Annotated in this window: 19 protein-coding genes; 7 read left to right on the plus strand and 12 right to left on the minus strand. The window is 48.7% G+C overall.

Features of this window, described 5'->3' with window-relative positions; translation table 11 throughout:
* Positions 1-7 precede the first annotated feature (7 nt).
* Together hisD and UM181_16170 are read left to right on the plus strand one after the other, a co-directional pair.
* Positions 8-1,315, plus strand: a complete 1,308-nt coding sequence (gene hisD / locus UM181_16165) for a histidinol dehydrogenase (GenBank protein WQC62826.1) — start codon at positions 8-10, stop codon at positions 1,313-1,315.
* Positions 1,308-2,069: an SDR family oxidoreductase gene (locus UM181_16170; protein WQC62827.1), complete on the plus strand. Its 762-nt coding sequence runs from the start codon at positions 1,308-1,310 to the stop codon at positions 2,067-2,069. The genes hisD and UM181_16170 overlap by 8 nt, the downstream gene beginning before the upstream one ends.
* A gap of 576 nt (positions 2,070-2,645) precedes the next feature.
* On the opposite strand, the gene UM181_16175 is transcribed toward UM181_16170, so the two are convergent.
* From UM181_16175 to UM181_16220, 10 genes are all read right to left on the minus strand, one after another.
* A complete protein-coding gene (locus UM181_16175; GenBank protein WQC62828.1) occupies positions 2,646-3,449 on the minus strand; it encodes an alpha/beta fold hydrolase in 804 nt (267 codons plus the stop codon).
* Positions 3,450-4,046, minus strand: a complete 597-nt coding sequence (locus UM181_16180) for an amino acid synthesis family protein (GenBank protein ID WQC62829.1) — start codon at positions 4,044-4,046, stop codon at positions 3,450-3,452.
* Entirely contained in the window at positions 4,036-5,097 is a 1,062-nt protein-coding gene (locus UM181_16185; protein WQC62830.1) for an LLM class flavin-dependent oxidoreductase, read from the minus strand. The genes UM181_16180 and UM181_16185 overlap by 11 nt, the downstream gene beginning before the upstream one ends.
* A gap of 16 nt (positions 5,098-5,113) precedes the next feature.
* Positions 5,114-6,586 (minus strand): aldehyde dehydrogenase, encoded by a 1,473-nt coding sequence (locus tag UM181_16190; GenBank protein WQC62831.1) that lies wholly within the window; start codon positions 6,584-6,586, stop codon positions 5,114-5,116.
* Positions 6,583-6,795: a hypothetical protein gene (locus tag UM181_16195; GenBank protein ID WQC62832.1), complete on the minus strand. Its 213-nt coding sequence runs from the start codon at positions 6,793-6,795 to the stop codon at positions 6,583-6,585. Before UM181_16195 ends, UM181_16190 begins: the two co-directional genes overlap by 4 nt.
* A gap of 1,083 nt (positions 6,796-7,878) precedes the next feature.
* On the minus strand, positions 7,879-9,150 hold the full coding sequence (locus UM181_16200; protein WQC64784.1) for an ABC transporter permease subunit: 1,272 nt from the start codon (positions 9,148-9,150) through the stop codon (positions 7,879-7,881).
* Between the two features lie 62 nt (positions 9,151-9,212).
* The gene (locus UM181_16205) at positions 9,213-10,019 is read right to left on the minus strand and encodes an ABC transporter ATP-binding protein (GenBank protein ID WQC62833.1); all 807 of its coding nucleotides are present in this window, start codon (positions 10,017-10,019) and stop codon (positions 9,213-9,215) included.
* A gap of 99 nt (positions 10,020-10,118) precedes the next feature.
* Positions 10,119-11,126 (minus strand): ABC transporter substrate-binding protein, encoded by a 1,008-nt coding sequence (locus tag UM181_16210; protein WQC62834.1) that lies wholly within the window; start codon positions 11,124-11,126, stop codon positions 10,119-10,121.
* Between the two features lie 769 nt (positions 11,127-11,895).
* Positions 11,896-13,329, minus strand: a complete 1,434-nt coding sequence (locus UM181_16215) for an FAD-binding oxidoreductase (protein WQC62835.1) — start codon at positions 13,327-13,329, stop codon at positions 11,896-11,898.
* Between the two features lie 107 nt (positions 13,330-13,436).
* Complete coding sequence (locus tag UM181_16220) at positions 13,437-14,318, minus strand: LysR family transcriptional regulator (GenBank protein ID WQC62836.1); 882 nt, start codon at positions 14,316-14,318, stop codon at positions 13,437-13,439.
* A 143-nt stretch (positions 14,319-14,461) separates the two neighbouring features.
* Here UM181_16220 and UM181_16225 point away from each other — a divergent pair, with 143 nt between their 5' ends.
* From UM181_16225 to UM181_16245, 5 genes are all read left to right on the plus strand, one after another.
* Complete coding sequence (locus UM181_16225; protein ID WQC62837.1) at positions 14,462-14,650, plus strand: hypothetical protein; 189 nt, start codon at positions 14,462-14,464, stop codon at positions 14,648-14,650.
* On the plus strand, positions 14,628-15,581 hold the full coding sequence (locus UM181_16230) for a tripartite tricarboxylate transporter substrate binding protein (protein ID WQC62838.1): 954 nt from the start codon (positions 14,628-14,630) through the stop codon (positions 15,579-15,581). The genes UM181_16225 and UM181_16230 overlap by 23 nt, the downstream gene beginning before the upstream one ends.
* A gap of 32 nt (positions 15,582-15,613) precedes the next feature.
* Complete coding sequence (locus UM181_16235; protein ID WQC62839.1) at positions 15,614-17,119, plus strand: tripartite tricarboxylate transporter permease; 1,506 nt, start codon at positions 15,614-15,616, stop codon at positions 17,117-17,119.
* Positions 17,116-17,574 (plus strand): tripartite tricarboxylate transporter TctB family protein, encoded by a 459-nt coding sequence (locus tag UM181_16240; GenBank protein ID WQC62840.1) that lies wholly within the window; start codon positions 17,116-17,118, stop codon positions 17,572-17,574. Before UM181_16235 ends, UM181_16240 begins: the two co-directional genes overlap by 4 nt.
* A 231-nt stretch (positions 17,575-17,805) precedes the next feature.
* Positions 17,806-18,201 carry a hypothetical protein gene (locus UM181_16245; GenBank protein WQC62841.1) on the plus strand — a complete coding sequence of 132 codons (396 nt, stop codon included), beginning with the start codon at positions 17,806-17,808 and terminating at the stop codon, positions 18,199-18,201.
* 622 nt (positions 18,202-18,823) lie between these two features.
* Here UM181_16245 and UM181_16250 read toward each other — a convergent pair.
* Entirely contained in the window at positions 18,824-18,958 is a 135-nt protein-coding gene (locus UM181_16250) for a hypothetical protein (protein ID WQC62842.1), read from the minus strand.
* Positions 18,959-19,767: 809 nt separating this feature from the next.
* On the minus strand, positions 19,768-19,968 hold the full coding sequence (gene rpsU, locus UM181_16255; GenBank protein WQC64785.1) for a 30S ribosomal protein S21: 201 nt from the start codon (positions 19,966-19,968) through the stop codon (positions 19,768-19,770).
* Positions 19,969-20,606: the final 638 nt, after the last annotated feature.

Consider the following 20,606-nt stretch of genomic DNA (forward strand, 5'->3'; position numbering starts at 1 on the left):
AATAACTATGGCACGAAACTACCTGAAAAAAGCAACGCTTACCGCACAATCCGATGCATCAAATGTCCATGATATTGTTCGAGGGATATTGAACGATATTGAAGAAGGCGGCGATGCGAAAGCGATCGAATACGCGCAAAAATTCGATAAATACGATGGCAATGTTATTCTGACGCAAGAAGAAATTGCCGCCGCTTGCGAATTGGTGCCACAAAAGCTGAAAGAAGACATTCAATTCGCCCATGAAAATGTGCGCCGGTTTGCAGAGGCGCAAAAAGCCACGGTAAGCGATGTTGAACATGAGGTTGTTCCAGGATTGATTGCGGGTCAAAAAGCCATTCCGGTTGACGCGGCGGGTTGTTACGTGCCCGGAGGCCGTTACAGCCATATTGCCAGTGCAATTATGACGGTGACAACGGCGAAAGTGGCGGGCTGCAATCATATTATGGCCACCTCCCCTCCCCGGCCGGGCGTTGGCGTCGCGCCTGCGATTATTTACGCCGCCCATATCTGCGGGGCCGATACGATTATGGCATTAGGGGGCGTTCAAGGCATTGCTGCAATGACATTCGGGTTGTTTGGATTGCCCAAAGCCAATATTTTGGTTGGGCCGGGCAATCAATTCGTAGCCGAGGCAAAACGCATTCTGTTTGGCCGCGTTGGCATTGATATGATCGCAGGGCCGACCGATAGTTTGGTTCTGGCAGATAAATCCGCCGACCCGCATATCGTTGCGACCGATTTGGTCAGCCAAGCCGAACACGGCTATAATTCCCCCGTCTGGCTGGTGACTGATAGCAAAGACTTGGCCGAAGACGTAATGAATCGAATTCCAAAGCTGATCAATGATCTTCCAGACTTGAACCGGGATAATGCGCTTGCCGCATGGCGCGATTACGCAGAGGTCATCGTGTGCGCAGACCGCGAAGAAATGGCCGCCACATCGGATGAATACGCCCCCGAGCATTTGACTGTACAGGCCGAGGATCTGGATTGGTGGCGCGGCCGCTTAAGCTGCTATGGATCTTTGTTCTTGGGCGAAGAAACAACCGTCTCTTATGGCGATAAAGCATCGGGCACCAATCATGTGCTGCCCACATCGGGCGCAGCCGCGTATACTGGTGGATTATCAGTGCATAAATATATGAAAATCGTCACCTGGCAGCAGGCCACGCGCGAGGGCTCGAAACGGGTTGCGCAAGCCACCGCGCGGATTTCTCGGTTGGAAGGCATGGAGGGTCACGCTCGCGCCGCTGACGTGCGGCTTGCCAAATATTTTCCCGGGGAAAACTTTGATCTGAGCGCGAATGGCTGATCCAAACACGCTTTTTGATCTGTCGGGGCGCGTTGCTTGCGTCACTGGGGCCAGTTCTGGCCTGGGGCAACAGGCAGCCTCGGCTTTGGCCGCGGCTGGTGCGCAGGTCATTGGCGTGGCGCGGCGCGCAGAAGCGCTTTCGGATTGGGCCGAGCGTATCGGGCCAGAAGCCGCTACCCTGTCTGCCGACCTGTCTGAGCGCAGCCAGATAAAAGAGATCGCCGCTCAAATCGCCGCCCCGTTCGGCGCGCCCGACATAGTGGTTCATGCAGCCGGAATAAACACCCGCGAAACCGCTGATAACGTAACCGATGAAGGCTGGGACATAACGCTCAACCTCAATCTTGCAGCACCGTTTTTTCTAAGTCAGGCGCTTGTGTCGGGTATGAAAGCCAAAGGCTGGGGCCGGATCGTAAATTTCGCATCGCTTCAAACCACGCGCGCCTTTCCCGGCGGAGTCAGCTACGGCGCGTCGAAAGCTGGCATTGCACAATTGACGCGCGCGATGGCAGAAGCTTGGTCGGGCTTTGGGATTAACACCAATGCGATTGGGCCCGGGTTCTTCCCAACCGAGCTAACAGGGCCGGTTTTTGCGGATGCCGAGCGCTCTGCCCGCAATGCCGCCCAAACCTGCATCGGCCGTAATGGAGATGTGTCAGACATAGACGGCCCCCTTTTGTTTCTATGCTCACAGGCCTCTGCCTATGTGACGGGACAGGTTCTGATGGTCGATGGCGGCTATACCGCGAAATAAACCGTGATCCAGCCTTCTAGGCTGGGTTTAAACCTCCACCATATCGCCAAAACCGCACCTTCAATCCTTATGTGGCTTTGAAGAAACCGCGCGCCGCAGGATCGTCTGCCCAGCGGCTACATCTGCGGATTGCTCAAATTGCTTTGAGGGATTTAATCGCCGCAAACCGAAGAGGGCCAAAAGCGTCAAAAGAGGCTTTCAAAGAGCTTAAAGAGGGCATAGACCATCCTCATCACAAAGGGCTCGATAACCGCGCCGAGGCGTCATATCGCCATACGCGACGGCCGAACGGGTGGATAGCACGGTTTAAGCCGTCCCGACAGCGGCACAACGGTTTTTATTGGTTGAAGATCAGCTTGCCGTCCTTTTTCGATGCAAACGCCCCTTTATAACTGCGGCCACCTGCAGAAAAAAATACAGCGATATAGTCGATCTATATACAGAATATGCGTATCAAATCGTGCCATTCTATGCCAGAAAATGCGCTTTTTAATGATCAAAAAAACCTGATAACGCCAAAGAAGTCTAACTTTGATGCCAACCCTGGAGAATAAAAAGCACCAAGACAATTCCTTTCTAGCCCTCGGGCAGTTTGCTTCGCAAAAAGGCCAGAAGCGGACCTGCAAAAGCGTTTGGATCTTCTAGCAAGCCCAAATGCTGCAATTTGGGCAGAATACTCAGCTCAGAGTCCATGATTTCCTGCGCAATCGCCTGGCTCATTGCAGGCGTTGAGCCGCTGTCATTCTGGCAGGTCATGATAAGACTGGGCTGCTTTAAGGCAGGCGTTGGGCGGATCAGTTCGGTTACACCCTCGGCTAAAATCTGGCGATGGATGGCATAATTTCTTGGATCATTCGCCACCACAATATCGCGTAGAGCGGCCACCTGCTGTGAAGAATGGACGCGAAAATCCGGCGTAAACCATCGGGCAAGCGTTGTATCGATATTGGCAGATGGTCCCTCTGCTGAACTGGCGCGGGCCCGCTCTTCCACCAAACGCTGCTGCTTTTCCCCCCGCTCATGTGGTGCGTTTAATATTCCCAGCGCAGAGACGCGGCTTGGATGATCAATCGCCACGCGCCGATTGATCATCCCACCAAGTGAAAACCCAACCAACGCGGCGCGATCAATAGACAGCTCATCCATCAAATCGACCACTTGTTGCCCCAAACGTTTTAGGTCAACGCGCCCTGAGGGCAGATCCGTTTCACCATGGCCTAAAAGATCATAGCTCAGAATTTGAAACTCCTGCGCCAAGGTTGGCGCAATGCCACCCCACGTGCTGGCATGCGTTAAACCCAGCCCATGGATGAGCACAACCCAAGCTGCGCCCTGAGGACCTGTTATCTCATAGGCGGTGCCATCTTTGGTTCTTGCCATTTAAACGCCTGCCGGATTATCTAAATCGCGGCCCAGATCCTTTAAATCTTGATATCTATCGCCAATGCGGTGGTTGGGATGCCCGCCGATCGAGGCCCCCAAGGCAATAAGAATCTCATCATCAGCCGGTGCGTCAACCACGCTGGTTTGGATTGTTTGATAATGCGATCTACGGCCTGCATCATGCTTATCCATCAAAGGAATTGTTATTGCGCAATTCGCCGCGCCGCGCGTATTTGAAAAGGCCAGATAGCTTTTGGCACCAATCGCTTCGCGAAACTGATTTCCAAAATGGAGCGTATGCGTCATCGCTTGGGCATGTTCAATTTCTCCGCCCATGCCCACCACGCTTGCCTTGCCGCAGCCCTCAAGCAAATCGCCCGTTTCATCGAGCAGCATTTCTGTCAATAATTTGCCAATAACCGGCCCATGCGCTTGGATTTCAGGGCGCATATTTTCAACATGCCCACGGCCAAACCAAGGGTTTTTTATAATGGCCATAGACGCCATCAATTGGGTGGGGGTGTCCACGCTTTTCCACCCCTCGATAAAGGTTTTTTGTTTCCAAAGCAGCGTTCGGCGGATTTCAATCGGCATGGGCAAATTCCTTTACTTCAGCAAATGCGGGCAGTACCTGGTCAATAAACAAACGCAGCGATCGTTTCTGACGTTCCATATCCAGCCCCAGAGAGGCGTAATAAATAAATGCATCAACGCCAATAGATTGATACTGCTTAAGTTTTTCTACAACAATCTCTGGAGATCCGAACATTAAGTTTTCTTCCAGCATCGCGGGGTCGACGCGGGCATTGCCCTCTAATGTTTCCAGCGGAACCATATCGGGATATCCGTTCACAACATCACCTGCTTGCATCATTAAATTGCCAAAGCGGGCCAAAACCTGCCGCACAGCATCTAGCGCCGCTTGCCGATCACTTTCCGTTTCATAAAGAACAGCGTGGCGCATCATGGCAAATTTACCTGAATATTCAGGGTTCAAACGGGCTTTACTATCTTCAAGCAGGTCGCGGTATTTTTCCGCCTCGGAAAACGGCATTGTCAAAGGCCAACTCATAATATTGCAATTGTTGTCTACCGCATGATCAAAGGTTGTTGGAGAGCGCGCAGCCACCCAGATGGGCACGCTGTCTTGTATAGGTTTCGGGCAAGATGTGGCGGTTGGAAATTGCCAAAACTCTCCATTATGTTCCACATCACCGGCCCAAAGCTTCGGAATTAAAGGCAACATTTCTTGCAGATATTTCCACCCGTCTTTTTGGCTTAAACCAGGGCGTAGCCTATCAAATTCGCGTTGATAAGCCCCCGATCCCAGCCCCAGATCCATCCGCCCATCGCTCAACAGATCCACCAAAGCCGCTTCGCCTGCCAGTTTGATCGGATGCCAATAAGAGGCATTGGCCACACCGCATCCAAGGCGGATATTTTTGGTGTGATCTGCCCACCAGGTCATCATATGAAACGGGTTTGGCGCAATCGTCATTTCCAACGCATGGTGTTCGGCAGCCCAAGCAATCTCAAAACCGGCCTCATCTGCCATTTGCACCATTTCAAGCGTGTGATCACGCACCTCTTTCATATCCACAGAGGGTTCGCTTCGTTCTAAATTTATGGCAATATGAAATTTCATTTTCGTCCCTTTCAAATTAACGAGATACGAACTGGCTGCCCAACGGCTCTGAAGACATGTTCATCCACACAGTTTTAGGGCGCGTATAATCATAAACGGCTTGAAAGCCGCTTTCGCGGCCATAGCCAGAGTTTTTCATTCCACCAAACTCAGCAATGGGAGAGACTGCCCGATAGGTATTCACCCAAACGATGCCCGCCCTTACTGATTTTGACATCCGCAGCGCCCGCGCTCCGTCTTTGGTAAAAATCCCCGCTGCAAGGCCATGCACCGTATCATTGGCTAAAGCCAAGGCTTCGCTTTCTGTTCTAAACCGCAGCACGCTTAAAACCGGGCCAAATAATTCAGTATCAACTATGTGAAGGTTTGGGGAGGGGCAGTCGATAATCGTTGGCTCATAATACAAATCCGAACCGGCATTTACCCGTTTTCCACCGCTTAGAATCTGGCCGCCTTCCTCGACAGCGCGCGCTACCTCGCGTTCGATGTTTTCGAGTTGCCCATAGGTACATAAAGGCCCCATCTCGGTTTCGCCAGCCATAGGATCGCCAATCGTGACGGCCTGCGCAATCTTCACCATCCGCTTTAAAAATTCATCCGCAATATCTTCATGCACAAGCAACCGCGAACCCGCCACGCAGCTTTGCCCAGACGCCCCAAATATACCCGCGACTGATCCGTTTACAGCGCTTTCAATATCCGCATCTTCAAATACGATAAACGGAGATTTTCCCCCCAATTCCAAACTGAGTTCGGCGAAATTTTCTGTTGTATTTTGGATTACGTGACGGGCCGAGCCTGGCCCTCCGGTGAATGAAACGCGCGCCACCATCGGATGCGAGGTAAGCACCTTCCCACAAGGATCACCATGCCCCGTCACGATGTTGACCACCCCATCGGGAATGCCTGCTTGCGCAATCAAATTTCCAAACTCTAATAGCGCCGCAGGTGCATGTTCCGAGGCCTTCATAACAACGGTGTTTCCCGCCGCAAGTGCTGGTCCAATTTTCACCGCTGCCAAAAATAACTGGCTGTTCCACGGCACAACCGCGGCAATCACCCCCAAGGGCTCACGATTGGTAAAAACAAACATATCCGGTTTATCAATCGGAAGCGTTTCGCCATGAATTTTATCAGCCGCTCCAGCGAAAAAATGATAAAATTCGCTGATATATTTTGCCTGCCACCGCGTTTCTGCAAATAATTTCCCAGTATCACGCGTTTCGATTTCTCCCAGCGTCTCAGACTGCGCGGCAAGTAAATCTGCCAAGCGGCGCAAACAATGGCCGCGTTGGGTTGCGTTCATCTGAGCCCACGGCCCTTCACGAAAAGCCCTATCTGCAGCGCGCACAGCGCAATCCACATCTTCGGCCGTGGCCTCTGGAATTTCCGCCCATTCTTCACCTGTCGCAGGATTAATACTGGTGAATGTTCCGCCATCGCGGGCCTCTACCCATGCGCCATCGATCAACATCTTATAAGGTTTCATTCTGCTCTCCTTTGCACCGCGAGGGACCCGTAGGCTTGATAGGGCGCGGCGCCGTAAACACCGGGGCCTGCTTTATTGCCCACTCCCGTTTGAATTAAACATAGATCTTCAAAATAACGCTCTTTGCGCCATATCGCGAACTGATAGAAGCCAAAAAAAACCTGGTAGATGGCTTCAAGCACCGTGCCAAACGCACCGATCAGCAGCATCCGCGGGCACCCCAAAAGATATCTGAAACGGACAAAATATGAGGGGCGGGCCGGCCGCATTGCACGTGCAAACCCAGTTTCAAATTAAACTGCATCCAAGCCCCTAAACGCCGCATAATCGCTATCCTTACTGAAATCTAAGAAGTGTCGCAGGCGATCATGACACAAAGTTTAAATTCTTAAAAATGAAATATTTTGCTAATTAAGTGCAAATAATTTGAATTTAAGGCGTTAAAAAGCCCCTCAAACAGCATTGAAAGGCGTTAAATTCCGAAACCAACAGCGCACCACCTTGCCCCAAGTATGAGCCCCTAGAAAAACAAAGTCGATCACCCCGCATTGATAAAGGCATTGTGAGATCAGTCATGGATTAAACGGTTAGAATGCCCACCAAGTATGGGACACACATTCACCTCTCAAAACGGCAAAATAGAAAATTGGTTTCAACTCTTTGATCAGTCAAAATGATAGATCGTAGAAAAATGAATACGTAAATCAGGATTTCCCCACCCGACACTTTGAAAGTGTTTCCATCATACGACCTTCCACAAGTTACCCAAATTATGCGAGCCATAAAAATTTTTTGCGGGTTTTTATCCAACCCCGCGACAAAACACGAAGCTTATGCAATGCAGCTCGCCCGCTCTGCTCACCGCAAAAGCCGCAAAGTGAAAGACTGAATACACCTCAGCGACAGGCCAACCTCTGCGCTGGTTGGAAACATCCACAAAATCGCCAAAAGCGGAGCTGAAATATAGCGTATTTTGTTAAAAATAGAATTTTAGGACGATCGCACACCTGAGCCCTCTACCTAAGGATCTAGAACATTTCTGCGAGGGTAAAATCGTTGCAAAACATATAAATTCACAAAAGCCGCTACTCAGTCTCATCCTCATACTGGGTAGCGCACTTGATCCGATAAGCTAATCCACGCCCCAAAAACTGACCTTCAAAGAAACTGGCGGCGCATGCACGAAAAACTAAGGCCATTCACGCTGCTAGATACAATAAGGCAAAAACAAGAATATTATCCCTGACTCTGGGACGTGCCGTTAAGAAACAAAGCTTTTTTATTTTGTGACTTTAGCCCCGCCCTTTCCAGGGCACCATAACCCGTTCGACCCAGCGCATAAGCATGTCTATGCCAAAGCCAATGATCCCAATCAGGATAATGCCCAGGATAACAATATCCGTCTGCTGGAATTTTGACGCAACCATAATCATCATGCCTGCGCCTTTTTCCGCTGCCACAAGTTCAGCGGCAACCACCGTGCCCCAACACACGCCCATGGCTACTCGCGCCCCGGTAAAAATTTCTGGCAAGCTATTGGGGAATACGACAAAGCGCATTATCTGCCATCTGCTTGCGCCCAATGAATAAGCAGCGTGCACTTTTGAAATTTTAACTCCAGACACGCCTGCACGCGCGGCGATGGCCATAATCCAAAGTGCAGCGAGGAATAACAAAATCACTTTGCCAACTTCCCCAATACCCGCCCAAATAATCACCAACGGGATCAGAGCAAGCGGCGGGACCGGCCTCATAAATTCAACAATCGGATCAAACCAGCCACGAAACCAATCGGACAAGCCCATGGCGTAGCCCAAAGGTATACCCACCATCGCGCCAATAAAAAACCCGACCACAACTCGAAATAGCGAAAAACCCAAATGTTCAAGCAAAGGAAAGTTCTTGAAGCCTTGGGTCGATATTTCTATCAGCCGCCCCCAGACGGCTTCGGGCGCCGGCAACCATATAGGCTCCATCTGCCAACCTTTTCGAGGCTCAACATTCAAAGTGCCTTTTGGCGTTAAAGCAATACGAAGATTCTCTAAATAAACCGCGACGCCCTGCTCAATCGGCTTACCATTAATTGCAACAATCTTAGCTCCCATTTTGCGGTTTTCTTCGTCATTTTTATCCCATTTCAGTAATTTCGTGCGATAAGCTTTGACGGCCATGACATCATTTTTGGCGAAACCATCACCCAATTCTAGGTTTGGGAGGATTATATCTTCACCGATGCCATGGACAATAAGTTTCACTCTCGCTTCATCGCGCAGACCATCACCGGTTTCAGCCGTGTAAGTGAATTCAGCATTTCCCCGAAAAGGGCCGGGTGCATGCAGAAACGACGGTAAAATTTTTGATCCGGTGAAGGCCCCCCATAAAATCAAAACCAACAGAACAGAAACAACAGAAGCTGCAAAATTTGAATTTACCGCACTTTCATCTCCAAAGGTCACGGTTTTCAATGAACCAAAATCTTGCTTGGGTGTAAGAAGTTTCTTTACCAGCCGCGACACAAAAAGGGTTAACAGGATTAAGCCAATATAACCGGCGATATAGGGCATAGCCGACGCTAGAATGACCAGGATCGAAAGTAATTCTTCGGAAAGCTTGACCAATAACTCCATCAAACCGTTGCCTCCGAACGTCCCATAATTTCTTCTTCCATATTCCAGATCATTTCCAAAATCTCTTCGCGCCGATTGGCATATTCGACGTGTTTTTTAATATCACGAAGGTCGGCATCAACGCCTAGATCAGCAAAAGGAAGACGATATTCACGATGAATACGGCCCGGGCGCGGAGCCATCACCAAAAGGCGCTCGCCCAGCAGCAAAGCTTCCTCTACAGAATGCGTAATCAAAATAATTGTTTTGCCGGTTTCCTTCCATAGCTTCAAAACCAACGACTGCATCTTTTCGCGAGTAAGCGCATCAAGTGCGCCTAATGGCTCGTCCATTAAAATTACATCTGGATCATTGGCGAGGCATCGGGCTAATGCAACACGCTGCTGCATGCCCCCAGAAAGCTCATATACTGCTTTATCTTTAAAATCCCGCAGCCCAACCACATCAAGCAAATGATCCACTTTTTCGCGCGATTGTGCGGTGCTTATTCCTTTCATCCGTGGACCAAAGCCCACGTTTTCTCTTACGTTCATCCACTCAAACAAAGCACCCTGTTGAAACACCATGCCACGTTCGGCATTGGGGCCAGTTACCTTTTCGCCATTTAATAGAATTTCACCCTGCGTTGGCGCGAGAAATCCGGCAACAATGTTTAATAATGTAGTTTTACCACATCCAGAGGGCCCCAAAACAGACATCAATTCACCTGCTTTCAAGTCGAGGGTGACATCCTTCAAAGCTTGCACGCACTCACCGTTTGGCAAATCAAAGCGCATTGAAATATTTTGGATGGACAGTCCAGACATGGCCACTTTTCTCTTCCTACTTTTGATGGAGACGATTGCAAATAAACCACAACATCAGTTGCATTCTGCGGGCCGGCGCACCGGCCCGCAGCTGTTTAATTACATTCCGTTTGCTGTTTCCAACGGACCAACATTCACGTTGTCAGCATAGCTACCCAATGCTGAATCGATACTTCCAGCTGTCACAAAGACGTCTGCAACACCCTTCATAAATTCCTGTGCGCCACCACCGAGCCATGTTGAAGACAATTGGCTGTCGACAGTTGGGAATACAAATGTCGCCATTGTATCTGCTGTTGCCGCCTCATCCATACCAGCGTCTTTCGCAATGGCAGGAAGCATCATGGCATGGTTGGAAGAATCCGCCCACATCGCGTTTGCATCGGCGGTCACCTTGAGAAATTTGGCAACTAGATCGCTGTTTTCCGCTACCCAGCCTGCTGGACCAGAAGTGACGTCAAAAACCAAAATACCTAGTTCAGTTTTTTCAGCACCCGTAAGCAGAATGTTTCCGTGCTCTTTCGCGCGGCGTAACGAACCACCCCAACCGCAGAACATATCCACAGCGCCTTGCGCGATTGCAGCAGCGCCATCTGGTGGATCCATGTCCACTATTTCCATGCTGCCAACGTCAACACCAAAATGGTCCATTTGCTTCAAGAAACCATAATGCGCTGCTGTACCCAAAGGCACGGCCACTTTTTTACCGGCCAACTCTTCAGTGCTGCTTTTGTCAATTTCAAGATCGCTTCTGACGACGCAGTTATCGTTGTCAGCGTAGCTAACAGCTACATCTAAGATTTGAAGGTCTTGGCCAGCCGAGGTTGCAACCACAAAAGGCGGAACACCCTGGCTTACTGATAAGTGAACATCACCCGAGGCCATAGCTGCGGACATTTTCACACCAGAATCAAAGCTCACCCAGTTGACCTTTACACCTAACTCTTCGTCATAAGTTCCCATTTGTTTTGCATACTCAAATGGCATTGGCCACTCTAGAAAATATGCTACCGTCATTTCCTGATGCCCACCGGCCAAGACTGTCTGCGCACCGAGCGCGAGAGTCGCACCGGCAACCGCACCGATCAGTTTTGATTTATTCGACATTTATTTTCTCCCATTTTTTGCCTCAAAATTGAAGCTTCATTCTTCTGTCAAAAGAACAGAATGATTGTGCCCGCGAGCGTTGCGCAAGCTTAAATCGCAATCGAACAGATTACCAGTTTCCAATCAACGGTTATTTTGATGGTGAAGACCAAAAAATCTTCTTTTTGAGGATTAAGTTAAAATTATCGTAATCCATTTTTTAAAATCTCTGTTTCTCACTCAATTTTCCAGAATAGAGCCCTAAAAATTGTTTGTTTTCACAAATCCTAAAGAGATCTAGACTTATCTTAAAGCATGCAAAGTTCCCGCTTTTTTAAAATTTTGCTTTCTTGACTGGAGGAATGGCGCCTACGCGCAGAATCACTCAAACATCAAAAACCCACAACCAAGCCCTCTAATTTGGCGAACCGATCTAATTTAAAATTGAAATTTTGTTTGAATAAAAGTAGCGACGTATCTGGCTGGTTCATCGCGACATGGATCTTGTGTAAACAGCAAGCCACCTGACCCAGATTATAACGCATCTTTATCATCATGCTGTTTGCATATTGAAACGCCGCTTAGGCGAAGCCCACGCTGCGTAAACGGCAAGCCGCTTTATCCGGTTTAATTTGCTCGATATCTATATAAATGCCGCGCGCCAAAACTCTTAGCGGTGGCATCGGCAAAAACGGCAGTAACAGGCGGCCAAATTGCAGCCATGCGCATACCCCGCGCCTTGGACGCGAAAGGGATCGTATCTCAAGCTATCAATCCAAAAATTATCGTTTTAACGAAGCACCGCGCCGGGGTTCATAATATTGTTGGGATCAAGTGCCGATTTTATCGCCTTAAGCGCGCGACGCTTTACCGGACTGACATAAGCTTCAAGGTCTTGCGTTTTCAAGCGGCCAATCCCATGCTCAGCGCTAATCGAGCCACCAAATTCCACCGTGGCATCGTTTATCACCATGCGAATGCGTTCAGCCGCGTCTGGTTCTGCTTTTAGAAATGCGGCTTTCGTGACGCCTTGGGGTGGTAAAATATTGTGATGTATATTCCCATCGCCGATATGCCCATATGTGTTGACCCTCAGATCCGGATTAATCGCTTTTACCGCGGCGCATGTCGCGTGAATGAACGCTTCAACTTTGCTTATAGGAACCGATGTATCACTGCTTACAAACGCACCTGACAACCGGTTCGCCTCGGGTGTATTTTCGCGCAATCGCCACAGGGTGGCGCGCTGCGTATCAGATTGTGCAATCACCGCGTCTTGCACCAAACCCGTCTCCAAACAATCGGCCACCGCGCCCAAAGCTTGTTCGATAATACCTTCGGCGCCGCCTGCCTCGATCAACACATACCAGCTATAATCTTGCTTAAAGGGTTTTTTTAGATCTGAAAAACAACTGGCCACCAAATCTAAGCCGAAATCGCTCAACAATTCGAGCGCTGAAATACTTTCACGCAAATTGAGGCGTAACTTTTTATAAAGCGCAAGGGCAGCGGTAGGAGACGATACCGCGCAAAGCATAGTCACCGTTTCAGGGTCGAGTGGTGTGAGCTTGAATGTGGCCGCAGTTATCACGCCCAATGTCCCCTCACTTCCAATCAAAAGATGTTTAAGATCATACCCCGTATTGTCTTTATGCAAAGGGCTGAGATCGCTTAGAATAGAGCCGCAGGGCAACACGGCTTCTATCCCCAAACATAGATCTCGCGTGTTGCCATAGCGCACGACCTGTATCCCCCCTGCATTGGTAGCAAGATTCCCGCCAACACTACAGCTGCCCTTAGAAGCCATGCTGAGCGGAAATTGCAGCGCTTTCTCGTTAGCCGCAGCGTGCAGATGCGCCAATATACAGCCTGCTTGCACCGTCACAGTGCAGTCATCTTCAGAAACCTCACTGATGCTATTCATCCGTTCAAGCGATAGAATAAGCATATTTTCGGTTTCAATTGAAAGTTGGCCCGCCACCACACCCGTTCCGCCGCCATAGGGAATAAGGGCAATTTTTTCTCTATTACAGAGGCTTACAATCTCAGATACCTGCTGAGTTGACTCGGGCAACACCACCAAAAATGCCGCCCCGCAAAACCGCCCTCTCGGATCATCAAAATAACTGATAGCCTCAGCTCCAGCCTTCCATCCACCATGGCCCAGGATGGCTTTAATTTGATCCAAAACATCATCTGATGGCGCTGTAGAAAGGTTTGGCATAAATGCCTCCAAGATGACTGACAGGTTGCCTTACTGTCACCCTCAAAATATTATTTAGCAAATCAAATAAATTTCATTTTAAATAAAATTAAATTTTACAAGTCGGTTTAACCCTCCGACTCGGCGATCGTCAGTTTGATTTGCGCCAACAAGGGCTCAAGCAGTTTTAATTTTGAACAATCTGATCTCGTTAGGATACCAAGCGTACGTCGGGGCGCAGATGGTCCCAATGAAATTTTTCTTAATTGCTCAAAAGACGGATCAGGAACACAAATATTTGGGCCAATCGCGACCCCAAGACCATGTGCAACCATACTGGCAAGATTTTCCAAAGAGCCCATCTCCATCAAATCATGCACGCGAATGTTATTTTTCGCCAGCCAGTCTTCGGCCATCATCCCAACGGCTGCCTGCCGGGTATGGCGCAAATAAGGCATCCTTTCCAAGATGAGAAAAGGATCGTCTTCGACAACCTCTGGCGAGGCCAGCAAAACCAATTCTTCTTCATAAAATGGCAACCAATTAAGCCCGTTATGTATATGCCGAGGCTCGCTCATCACAGCCGCATCCAATGTCCCGCCTTCGATCTGCTCGAATAGAGAAGGTGAAAGCCCCGGCACCACGCGGATATGCAATTGTGGATAAAGCGTGATCAACCGTTTGATCGATTTGGGAATTAAGCCGGCCAAAGAGGATGGCACCGCGCCAACAGAAAGTTCTCCGATCGTGCGCGGATCACCCGTGAGATCATCTAAAATGGTATCATAGGCCAAAACGACCGCTTTGGCCTTGGGCACAAACGCTTTGCCCAATTGATTCAATTTGGGTGACTTTTCAGAACGGTCGAACAATCTGACTTGCAATGTTTCTTCAAGCCGCGTCATTTGTTGGCCGATCGCCGCATGCGTGACGCAAATAACATCTGCGGCAGCGCGAAAACTACCCTGTTCAGAAATGGCGATTAAAGTTTTAAAAAGGGCAATGGTCATCGGTCTTACGACACCTCTCAGGCCAAAATAGTCTCATAAATGCGCTTATAAAGAAACGCTTTACAAAAAGCCAAAAATTAATGACTGGCGGAAACGCAAATTTTAGGGAAACCTAGCATGGTTAGCACGGTATATGGCGTAAAATGACCATCAATGACACGCTCAAAAATGCATTAGCTTACGCTGGTCAGCGGATTTGCAAGCCTAGACTTTTAGAGCTGCCAGTTCAAAAAACCATGGCGCTTGCATCTAAACCTGTGTCTACTATCAAAGATATCACAAAATTACAGCAAATTCGGGAGAAACATTATGCTGAGACGTACTCTTCTTAAAACAACCGCTGCGGCGGCGCTTGCACTGACATTTGGTGTGCAAGCCCACGCGGAATTGAACGGACCCGTTAATTACATCATTCCTTTCGGACCCGGCGGCGAGTCGGATATTTCTGCACGATTGCAGCAGCCTTTCTTCGCCGAAAAATTTGGCCAAGAAATGGTGGTTTCCTACCAACCCGGCGGTGGCGGTGCAGTTGGCTGGGCCTCTCTGAACGGTTTGAACGGCGATGGCCAAACCATTATGGGCGTGAACTTACCCCATATCATCATCAAACCTGCGCAAAAAGACGTAGGCTTTACAACAGATTCGTTGAACGCGTTCTACATGTTCCACTTCACACCAGATGCCATCGTTGTTCCGGCCAATAGCCCCTATCAAACACTTGCAGATTTGGTGAATGATGCGAAGGCCAACCCCGGACAGGTCACCATGTCAGGATCGGGAAAAGCCAGCGCCAACCACCTGGCCCAAATCAAATTTGACAAGATGACCGGCGCGCTCACCACATATGTGCCGTTCAAAGGCACCGGTGCATCTGTGACGGCGCTTTTGGGCAATCAGGTCAAAGCACAATGGGGTTATACAACCGTAGGTGCTAAACAAGGCGATGCCGTGCGCATGTTGGCCGTTGCGATGGAAGACCGTCATCCCCTTTTCCCGGATGTCCCAACCTTCAAAGAACTGGGATATGATATGGTGGGTGGCGCCTATCGTGGTATAGCGTTGCCCAATACCGCGAGCGCAGAAACCACCGCCATGTGGTCTGATATGATTGGCGAAATCAATGCCGACCCAGCCTTTCGTCAGAAAATGCTCGATGGTGGCTTTGCGATGTTGGATATAAGCGCGGCGGATATGCCGGCCTTTATGGCTGACCGCGTTGCGGAATATTTGAAAGATGCTCGCGAAGCTGGCCTCATCAAGTAAAATAAATTGGTTAACCCCGGAAAGTTGTAGCGATGGAATTCAGTCACTTTTTATCTGCCTTAACGCCTTTGAATTTTGCATTGGCTTTATTTGGCGTTGTGGCCGGCACTGTCATTGGATCTATCCCGGGGTTAACCGCCACCATGGCGCTGGCTATTTTGGTTCCCATCACCTTTAGTATGGAGCCTGCCTCCGCGCTTATTCTTCTTGGGGCCATTTACACCGGCGCAATTTACGGCGGCGCCTATGCCGCTATTTTATTGAATACACCAGGCACCCCATCGGCCATTGCCACAACCTTTGACGGCTATCCCATGGCAAAACGTGGCGATGGAGATCTTGCGGTCGCTCTTGCCTGTTTTGCATCAGTTTTTGGCGGCCTGGTTGGCGCAATCGCGTTGCTTTTTCTGGCTCCGCCTTTATCGCAGGTCGCGCTGGCTTTTGGGCCTATTGAGTATTTTTGGTTGTCGGTTTTTGGACTGTCTTTAATTGCATCACTCTCCAGCGGCAATTTGATGAAAGGTCTGGTGGGCGGGGCTTTTGGGATGATTTTATCAACGGTTGGCGTGGCTGAAATTTCCGCTGATATCCGACTGACATTTGGCAGCCAAACCTTGATTGGCGGTTTTGGCGTTGTGGGGGCGTTGATTGGTCTTTACTGTGTGCCGGTCCTAATCGATCTGGTCGCGGTTCCTGACAGGCATTTAAAGGTGGAAGAAGGCGTGAAAACGGTTCGCATCGGAGAGGCATTTGCGCTCGCGGCGCGCTCGAAATTCAATCTGATCCGCTCTTCAATTATCGGTACTTTAGTGGGTATTTTACCCGGCGCAGGCGGCTCAGTTGCTGGGTTGGTGGCCTATTCAGAGGCCAAACGTACCGCCAAGCCAGACCAGAAATTTGGTGAGGGCGAGCCGAATGGCATTATGGCAACCGAATCCGCAAATAGCGCCACTGTTGGTGGGGGCTTCATCCCGACGCTGGTTTTAGGCATTCCAGGCACCCCGCCCGATGCCATCGTTTTAGGAGCGCTGTTGGTGCAAGGCGTACGCACCGGCCCAGCGATGTTTTCACAAAGCGGCTCGATCGTCTTTACGTTCATCTATGGATTGATAATCGCAACGGTTTTGATGTTGCCGGCAGGCCTTCTGATAGGGCGCTACGCGTATAAATCGATCGTCACTGTGCCGAAGGCAGTGTTGGTGCCAACGGTCGGGTTTATGACCATCATCGGTACTTTTGCCATCCGCAACAGCGTCTCAGACGTGATTATCATGCTGTGCCTTGGGGTTTTTGGATGGGTTGTTGCCAGGTTTGGATTCGCTGCCTCACCGATCGTTCTGGGGTTGATATTGGGCCCGATCGCCGAGCAAGGCTTTGTGCAAGGCTGGACCATAGGCGCGGCGACAAATAACTTATTCGGAATGTTTTTTGGCAGACCGATTTCGCAAGGCATTTTGCTGTTCACGCTCATAACGCTGATTTTACCGCTGATCGTTCAATGGCGAAAATCACGCAGATTCGAAGAGGCCAACCAATGACCCCCCCTTCTGCAATGAAAAGCGGCGGACAGATCGGATCGCTGCTTGCCTCGCTGTTTTTTATCTGTGCGGGGCTGATAACGCTGTATGATACAACCAGCTATACTGATCGCGACAGCCAAGTTTTTCCGCAAACCGTGGCCATTATACTGGTCGTGACAGCGTCATTTTCATTCATCGCCAGATTTTTAAAACCATCCGAAGAGGGCGGTTTTGGAACCGGCATTTGGTGGCGCCGGGCATTGCTGATAATCGCGATGTTTCTGATGGGTTTCCTGATCCCTAAGATCGGATTTTTACCCGCAGGCGTGGTAGCTTTCAGCGGTGGGCTGATTGCGGCGATGCATGAACGCTGGAGCGCAAAAACGTTTATTTTATATCCGATATCCGGCGCAGTGGTAATCACCGCATTTTACGTTTTATTCAAGTTCGTTTTATACGTGCCATTGCCTTAAAAAATCTCAACTTACCAACCAACCCGCGACGTAAGGGCAGATCCAACGCCTCAATATATATTACCTTTTAATGGTTCTGTAAGTATAAGGGCACAAAGCAGATCATGAAGCGATCTTAAATTTTACACCGTTTTTCAAGCCGTCGCTTTGCAGAAACCATCGTCAATCACAAGGATTTTGTAAAAGCAAAGCGGCCAGCCCAGACCGTTTTAAGGCGCCGCAAAACGTAAAATGAAACGTTTAACGCTCAAAACCAAAGCACGCCGTTTGTACGGACAATCTGATGCCCACAATGATCTTTACAACGAAGATAAAACTGACACTCCTGTGGATCCAGCTCATTTTAACGTGAACCTGCTACGATCAGGTTTGCTTAGCGCCTCTGCCACGGTTGGAAGTCATGAATGCCCAAGCCATATTCGCGGCACCCAACAAGAAGGCATGCGCGTATTTGATAACTGGGCAGAAATACCGCTTAAAAACACCAGAGTGTATTGGCACCTCTTCGTTGATATGCATGTACCGGACTCTGAAATTTCTCAAAGTGTAACAAATTTCTCGCCCAATGAATGGTCACTTAAGCGCCGTTATGATTACGATAAAAATCAAATTTTACCACGGTGTTGATTCACATTATGAAGTTGATATCGCAACCCTTCTTGAGTGCTGTTTCGGCGGCATTCACAAGGGCTGAACGTAGTTTAAGCAAGCTCCGCTTGGGCGTTTCATTGCGAAGATAACTCTAAACTTATCGGCCATTTTGATTTTGGGTTCGCACTGGTTCGCATCGGCAACAACAGTTTGTTAATTTTAGGTGTTATTGACCTATGCTTTCGTAAAAAGATCCGACGGTTGGGCGTAAGTCATGCTTTGTTGGAGGGTGCAGAAAACTCTACAAAATGAAAAGTTTTGCCTCAGCAATGGCAGATGATCGACGTTTTTATGAACAAACTGGCTGTTCTTTACAGCCTCATGCAAACACAAAAATTCTGGCACTTGATGCATTGAAAATGCCACAGTGTTATTGAACGCAATTTAAATGAAATATATATCGTCAAGCGCTTATTCGAGAAACGGTAGCCGGTAGAGAGCATTGATCTTCTTGGATCTCTTTAATGAGGCTATTCTAGGTCTAAGTAAACAGTACACGCCACTGCTGAAAGATGCGGGCGGATTTATGAAACTGCACGATCTTGGCCAGGGGGCTAATCCCCCGTCTCCTCCCCGATTCAGCGACGATCTTAGCAGATTAAAAGCGGCTAGTGACAAAACCACCCTCTTCCTGATCTGTCTGTTTTGAAAAAATAATAAAGGGGCTTGGATCAAAAATTTCTTCTCCGCCAATTTCTTCATAAGCAATCTTTTGAAGATCATCAGTGTTCATCGCCACAATGTACAGAATGTGGAGTTCGCTACATCATTCAGATGCATACTTTAGCGCTAAGCCAGTTTGGCAGCTGTTTACGCCACCGAAGATATGACTGTGGGGGATTAATAATTCTGGGAAGTGGTCAAAAGGTTGGACGACCTCTGCGAACGTTAAGTCAAAACCAAGAAAATATATGTGGTTTGTGGTACCGCTTTTCATTGTAAAAATATCTGTGTCGATCACCAAACCGGAGCCTCGAGCAGACCGTCCCATATTCAAACGACTTGGTTGATCGTTAAGAAAACTGAGAGCCTTTACCAAACCTAGTGACGGCCAGTTTCCGTGCTTGATATCATTGCTCAACATCGTTTGAAATCAGGTCGAGCAAATTCCCATTCTAACGCGTCAGCATGATTAAGTTCTCAACATCTTTCACCGCACGGAGATCGGGAACAAAATGCAGCCCATAGCCCGCGAAATAGACTTAGAAACAGAGAGCTAAAGGCGAACGGTTCAATCTTGCAAGCCTGACATACCGAGCAGAGATACTGAAAATTATAGGTCGCTACAACGTTGCGGGCAGATCCATTTTATCAACGTGCTGCTTATCTTTCACGCCACAGTTAATCCCGCATTTTGGTCTTAATAGGCTGATGTTCGTTTTTTAGATCTGCGCTGTCATTCGTTCTATCTGTCGGGCGCACGCGTCATTTCTTATTTTTCAAAACACAAAAACGCAACCGCACAAAGTCGGTTACGCAACACTAACTATGTTTTTGATCAAGCTTCAGCCTTAAGCTTTAATATCACTGGGCTTGGGCGCTTTACCCTTCACGCTCAGCTTTTTTGCGAGCAAGCTTTTTGATCCGCTTGATCGCTTCTTTTTTGGCTTTTGCCTTTTTCACAGAGGGCTTTTCATAAAATTCTTTCGCCCTCATTTCGCGAAACATGCCTTCACGTTGCATTTTCTTTTTCATAACACGCAGCGCTTGGTCTACGTTGTTGTCACGAACACTTACTTGCAGCATATGGGTATCTCCGTTGTTGCCCTCCCCTTTAGGCTTATTTGCCGCTATGGGCAAGCCCTTGTTTGATCTCAATTGCGGTATAATGATACATCACAGAGATTTGAAACAAAGAGCAAAGAGAGGCTCATCTCACCCCCTTTGGTTATGATCACCAGCACCGCTGACCAAGCCGCATGAGTCGGAGACAGCATCGGAAAGGTTAGCAGCTTTAGATACCAAGGGCACACTGGATCTGATTAGGCAGTTTGATCTCTGTAAGACGACCGCAGTGATTCAGATTGAGGTCGATACAATCACGCCGCCCTATACCCGTTTTTAAAAATAAATTCTCAAGCCAAAACAGTTTCTTATGCAACTGGAAAAGAATTTATCTGGCTCTAAAGATAATGCAGCCTTTATTTGCCCCAAGAATAATTTTGCGTTCAGGGTAAGTGAAATTCAAAATACTAGCACCTAATCCCCCGAGCAAAGGTATCAAAGCTTTCAATTTGCGGCCAGTATTTATGCGAAGATGCGACAGATGATAAAATTTCTCATTCGTCGTATCTCCGTGTAATTTTTTGCAATCGATCACATTCAGGATGTTATTTCGTACTATGCCGTAACAGACCCGTGTCGACGCTCAATCCAAGCGC

This window comes from Alphaproteobacteria bacterium US3C007 (assembly GCA_034423775.1).
GTDB lineage: Bacteria > Pseudomonadota > Alphaproteobacteria > Rhodobacterales > Rhodobacteraceae > Thalassovivens > Thalassovivens spotae.

What these genes read in the sequence shown, in the direction of transcription:
- UM181_16225 (WQC62837.1), top strand. Translation starts at nt 14,462, where the DNA reads ATGACCATCAATGACACGCTCAAAAATGCATTAGCTTACGCTGGTCAG.
- UM181_16205 (WQC62833.1), bottom strand. Translation starts at nt 10,019, where the DNA reads ATGTCTGGACTGTCCATCCAAAATATTTCAATGCGCTTTGATTTGCCA.
- UM181_16240 (WQC62840.1), top strand. Translation starts at nt 17,116, where the DNA reads ATGACCCCCCCTTCTGCAATGAAAAGCGGCGGACAGATCGGATCGCTG.
- UM181_16215 (WQC62835.1), bottom strand. Translation starts at nt 13,329, where the DNA reads ATGCCAAACCTTTCTACAGCGCCATCAGATGATGTTTTGGATCAAATT.
- UM181_16230 (WQC62838.1), top strand. Translation starts at nt 14,628, where the DNA reads ATGCTGAGACGTACTCTTCTTAAAACAACCGCTGCGGCGGCGCTTGCA.
- UM181_16245 (WQC62841.1), top strand. Translation starts at nt 17,806, where the DNA reads ATGAAACGTTTAACGCTCAAAACCAAAGCACGCCGTTTGTACGGACAA.
- hisD (WQC62826.1), top strand. Translation starts at nt 8, where the DNA reads ATGGCACGAAACTACCTGAAAAAAGCAACGCTTACCGCACAATCCGAT.
- UM181_16235 (WQC62839.1), top strand. Translation starts at nt 15,614, where the DNA reads ATGGAATTCAGTCACTTTTTATCTGCCTTAACGCCTTTGAATTTTGCA.
- UM181_16175 (WQC62828.1), bottom strand. Translation starts at nt 3,449, where the DNA reads ATGGCAAGAACCAAAGATGGCACCGCCTATGAGATAACAGGTCCTCAG.
- UM181_16220 (WQC62836.1), bottom strand. Translation starts at nt 14,318, where the DNA reads ATGACCATTGCCCTTTTTAAAACTTTAATCGCCATTTCTGAACAGGGT.
- UM181_16210 (WQC62834.1), bottom strand. Translation starts at nt 11,126, where the DNA reads ATGTCGAATAAATCAAAACTGATCGGTGCGGTTGCCGGTGCGACTCTC.
- UM181_16170 (WQC62827.1), top strand. Translation starts at nt 1,308, where the DNA reads ATGGCTGATCCAAACACGCTTTTTGATCTGTCGGGGCGCGTTGCTTGC.
- UM181_16190 (WQC62831.1), bottom strand. Translation starts at nt 6,586, where the DNA reads ATGAAACCTTATAAGATGTTGATCGATGGCGCATGGGTAGAGGCCCGC.
- UM181_16180 (WQC62829.1), bottom strand. Translation starts at nt 4,046, where the DNA reads ATGCCGATTGAAATCCGCCGAACGCTGCTTTGGAAACAAAAAACCTTT.
- UM181_16185 (WQC62830.1), bottom strand. Translation starts at nt 5,097, where the DNA reads ATGAAATTTCATATTGCCATAAATTTAGAACGAAGCGAACCCTCTGTG.
- UM181_16200 (WQC64784.1), bottom strand. Translation starts at nt 9,150, where the DNA reads ATGCCCTATATCGCCGGTTATATTGGCTTAATCCTGTTAACCCTTTTT.
- UM181_16195 (WQC62832.1), bottom strand. Translation starts at nt 6,795, where the DNA reads ATGCTGCTGATCGGTGCGTTTGGCACGGTGCTTGAAGCCATCTACCAG.
- UM181_16250 (WQC62842.1), bottom strand. Translation starts at nt 18,958, where the DNA reads ATGAACACTGATGATCTTCAAAAGATTGCTTATGAAGAAATTGGCGGA.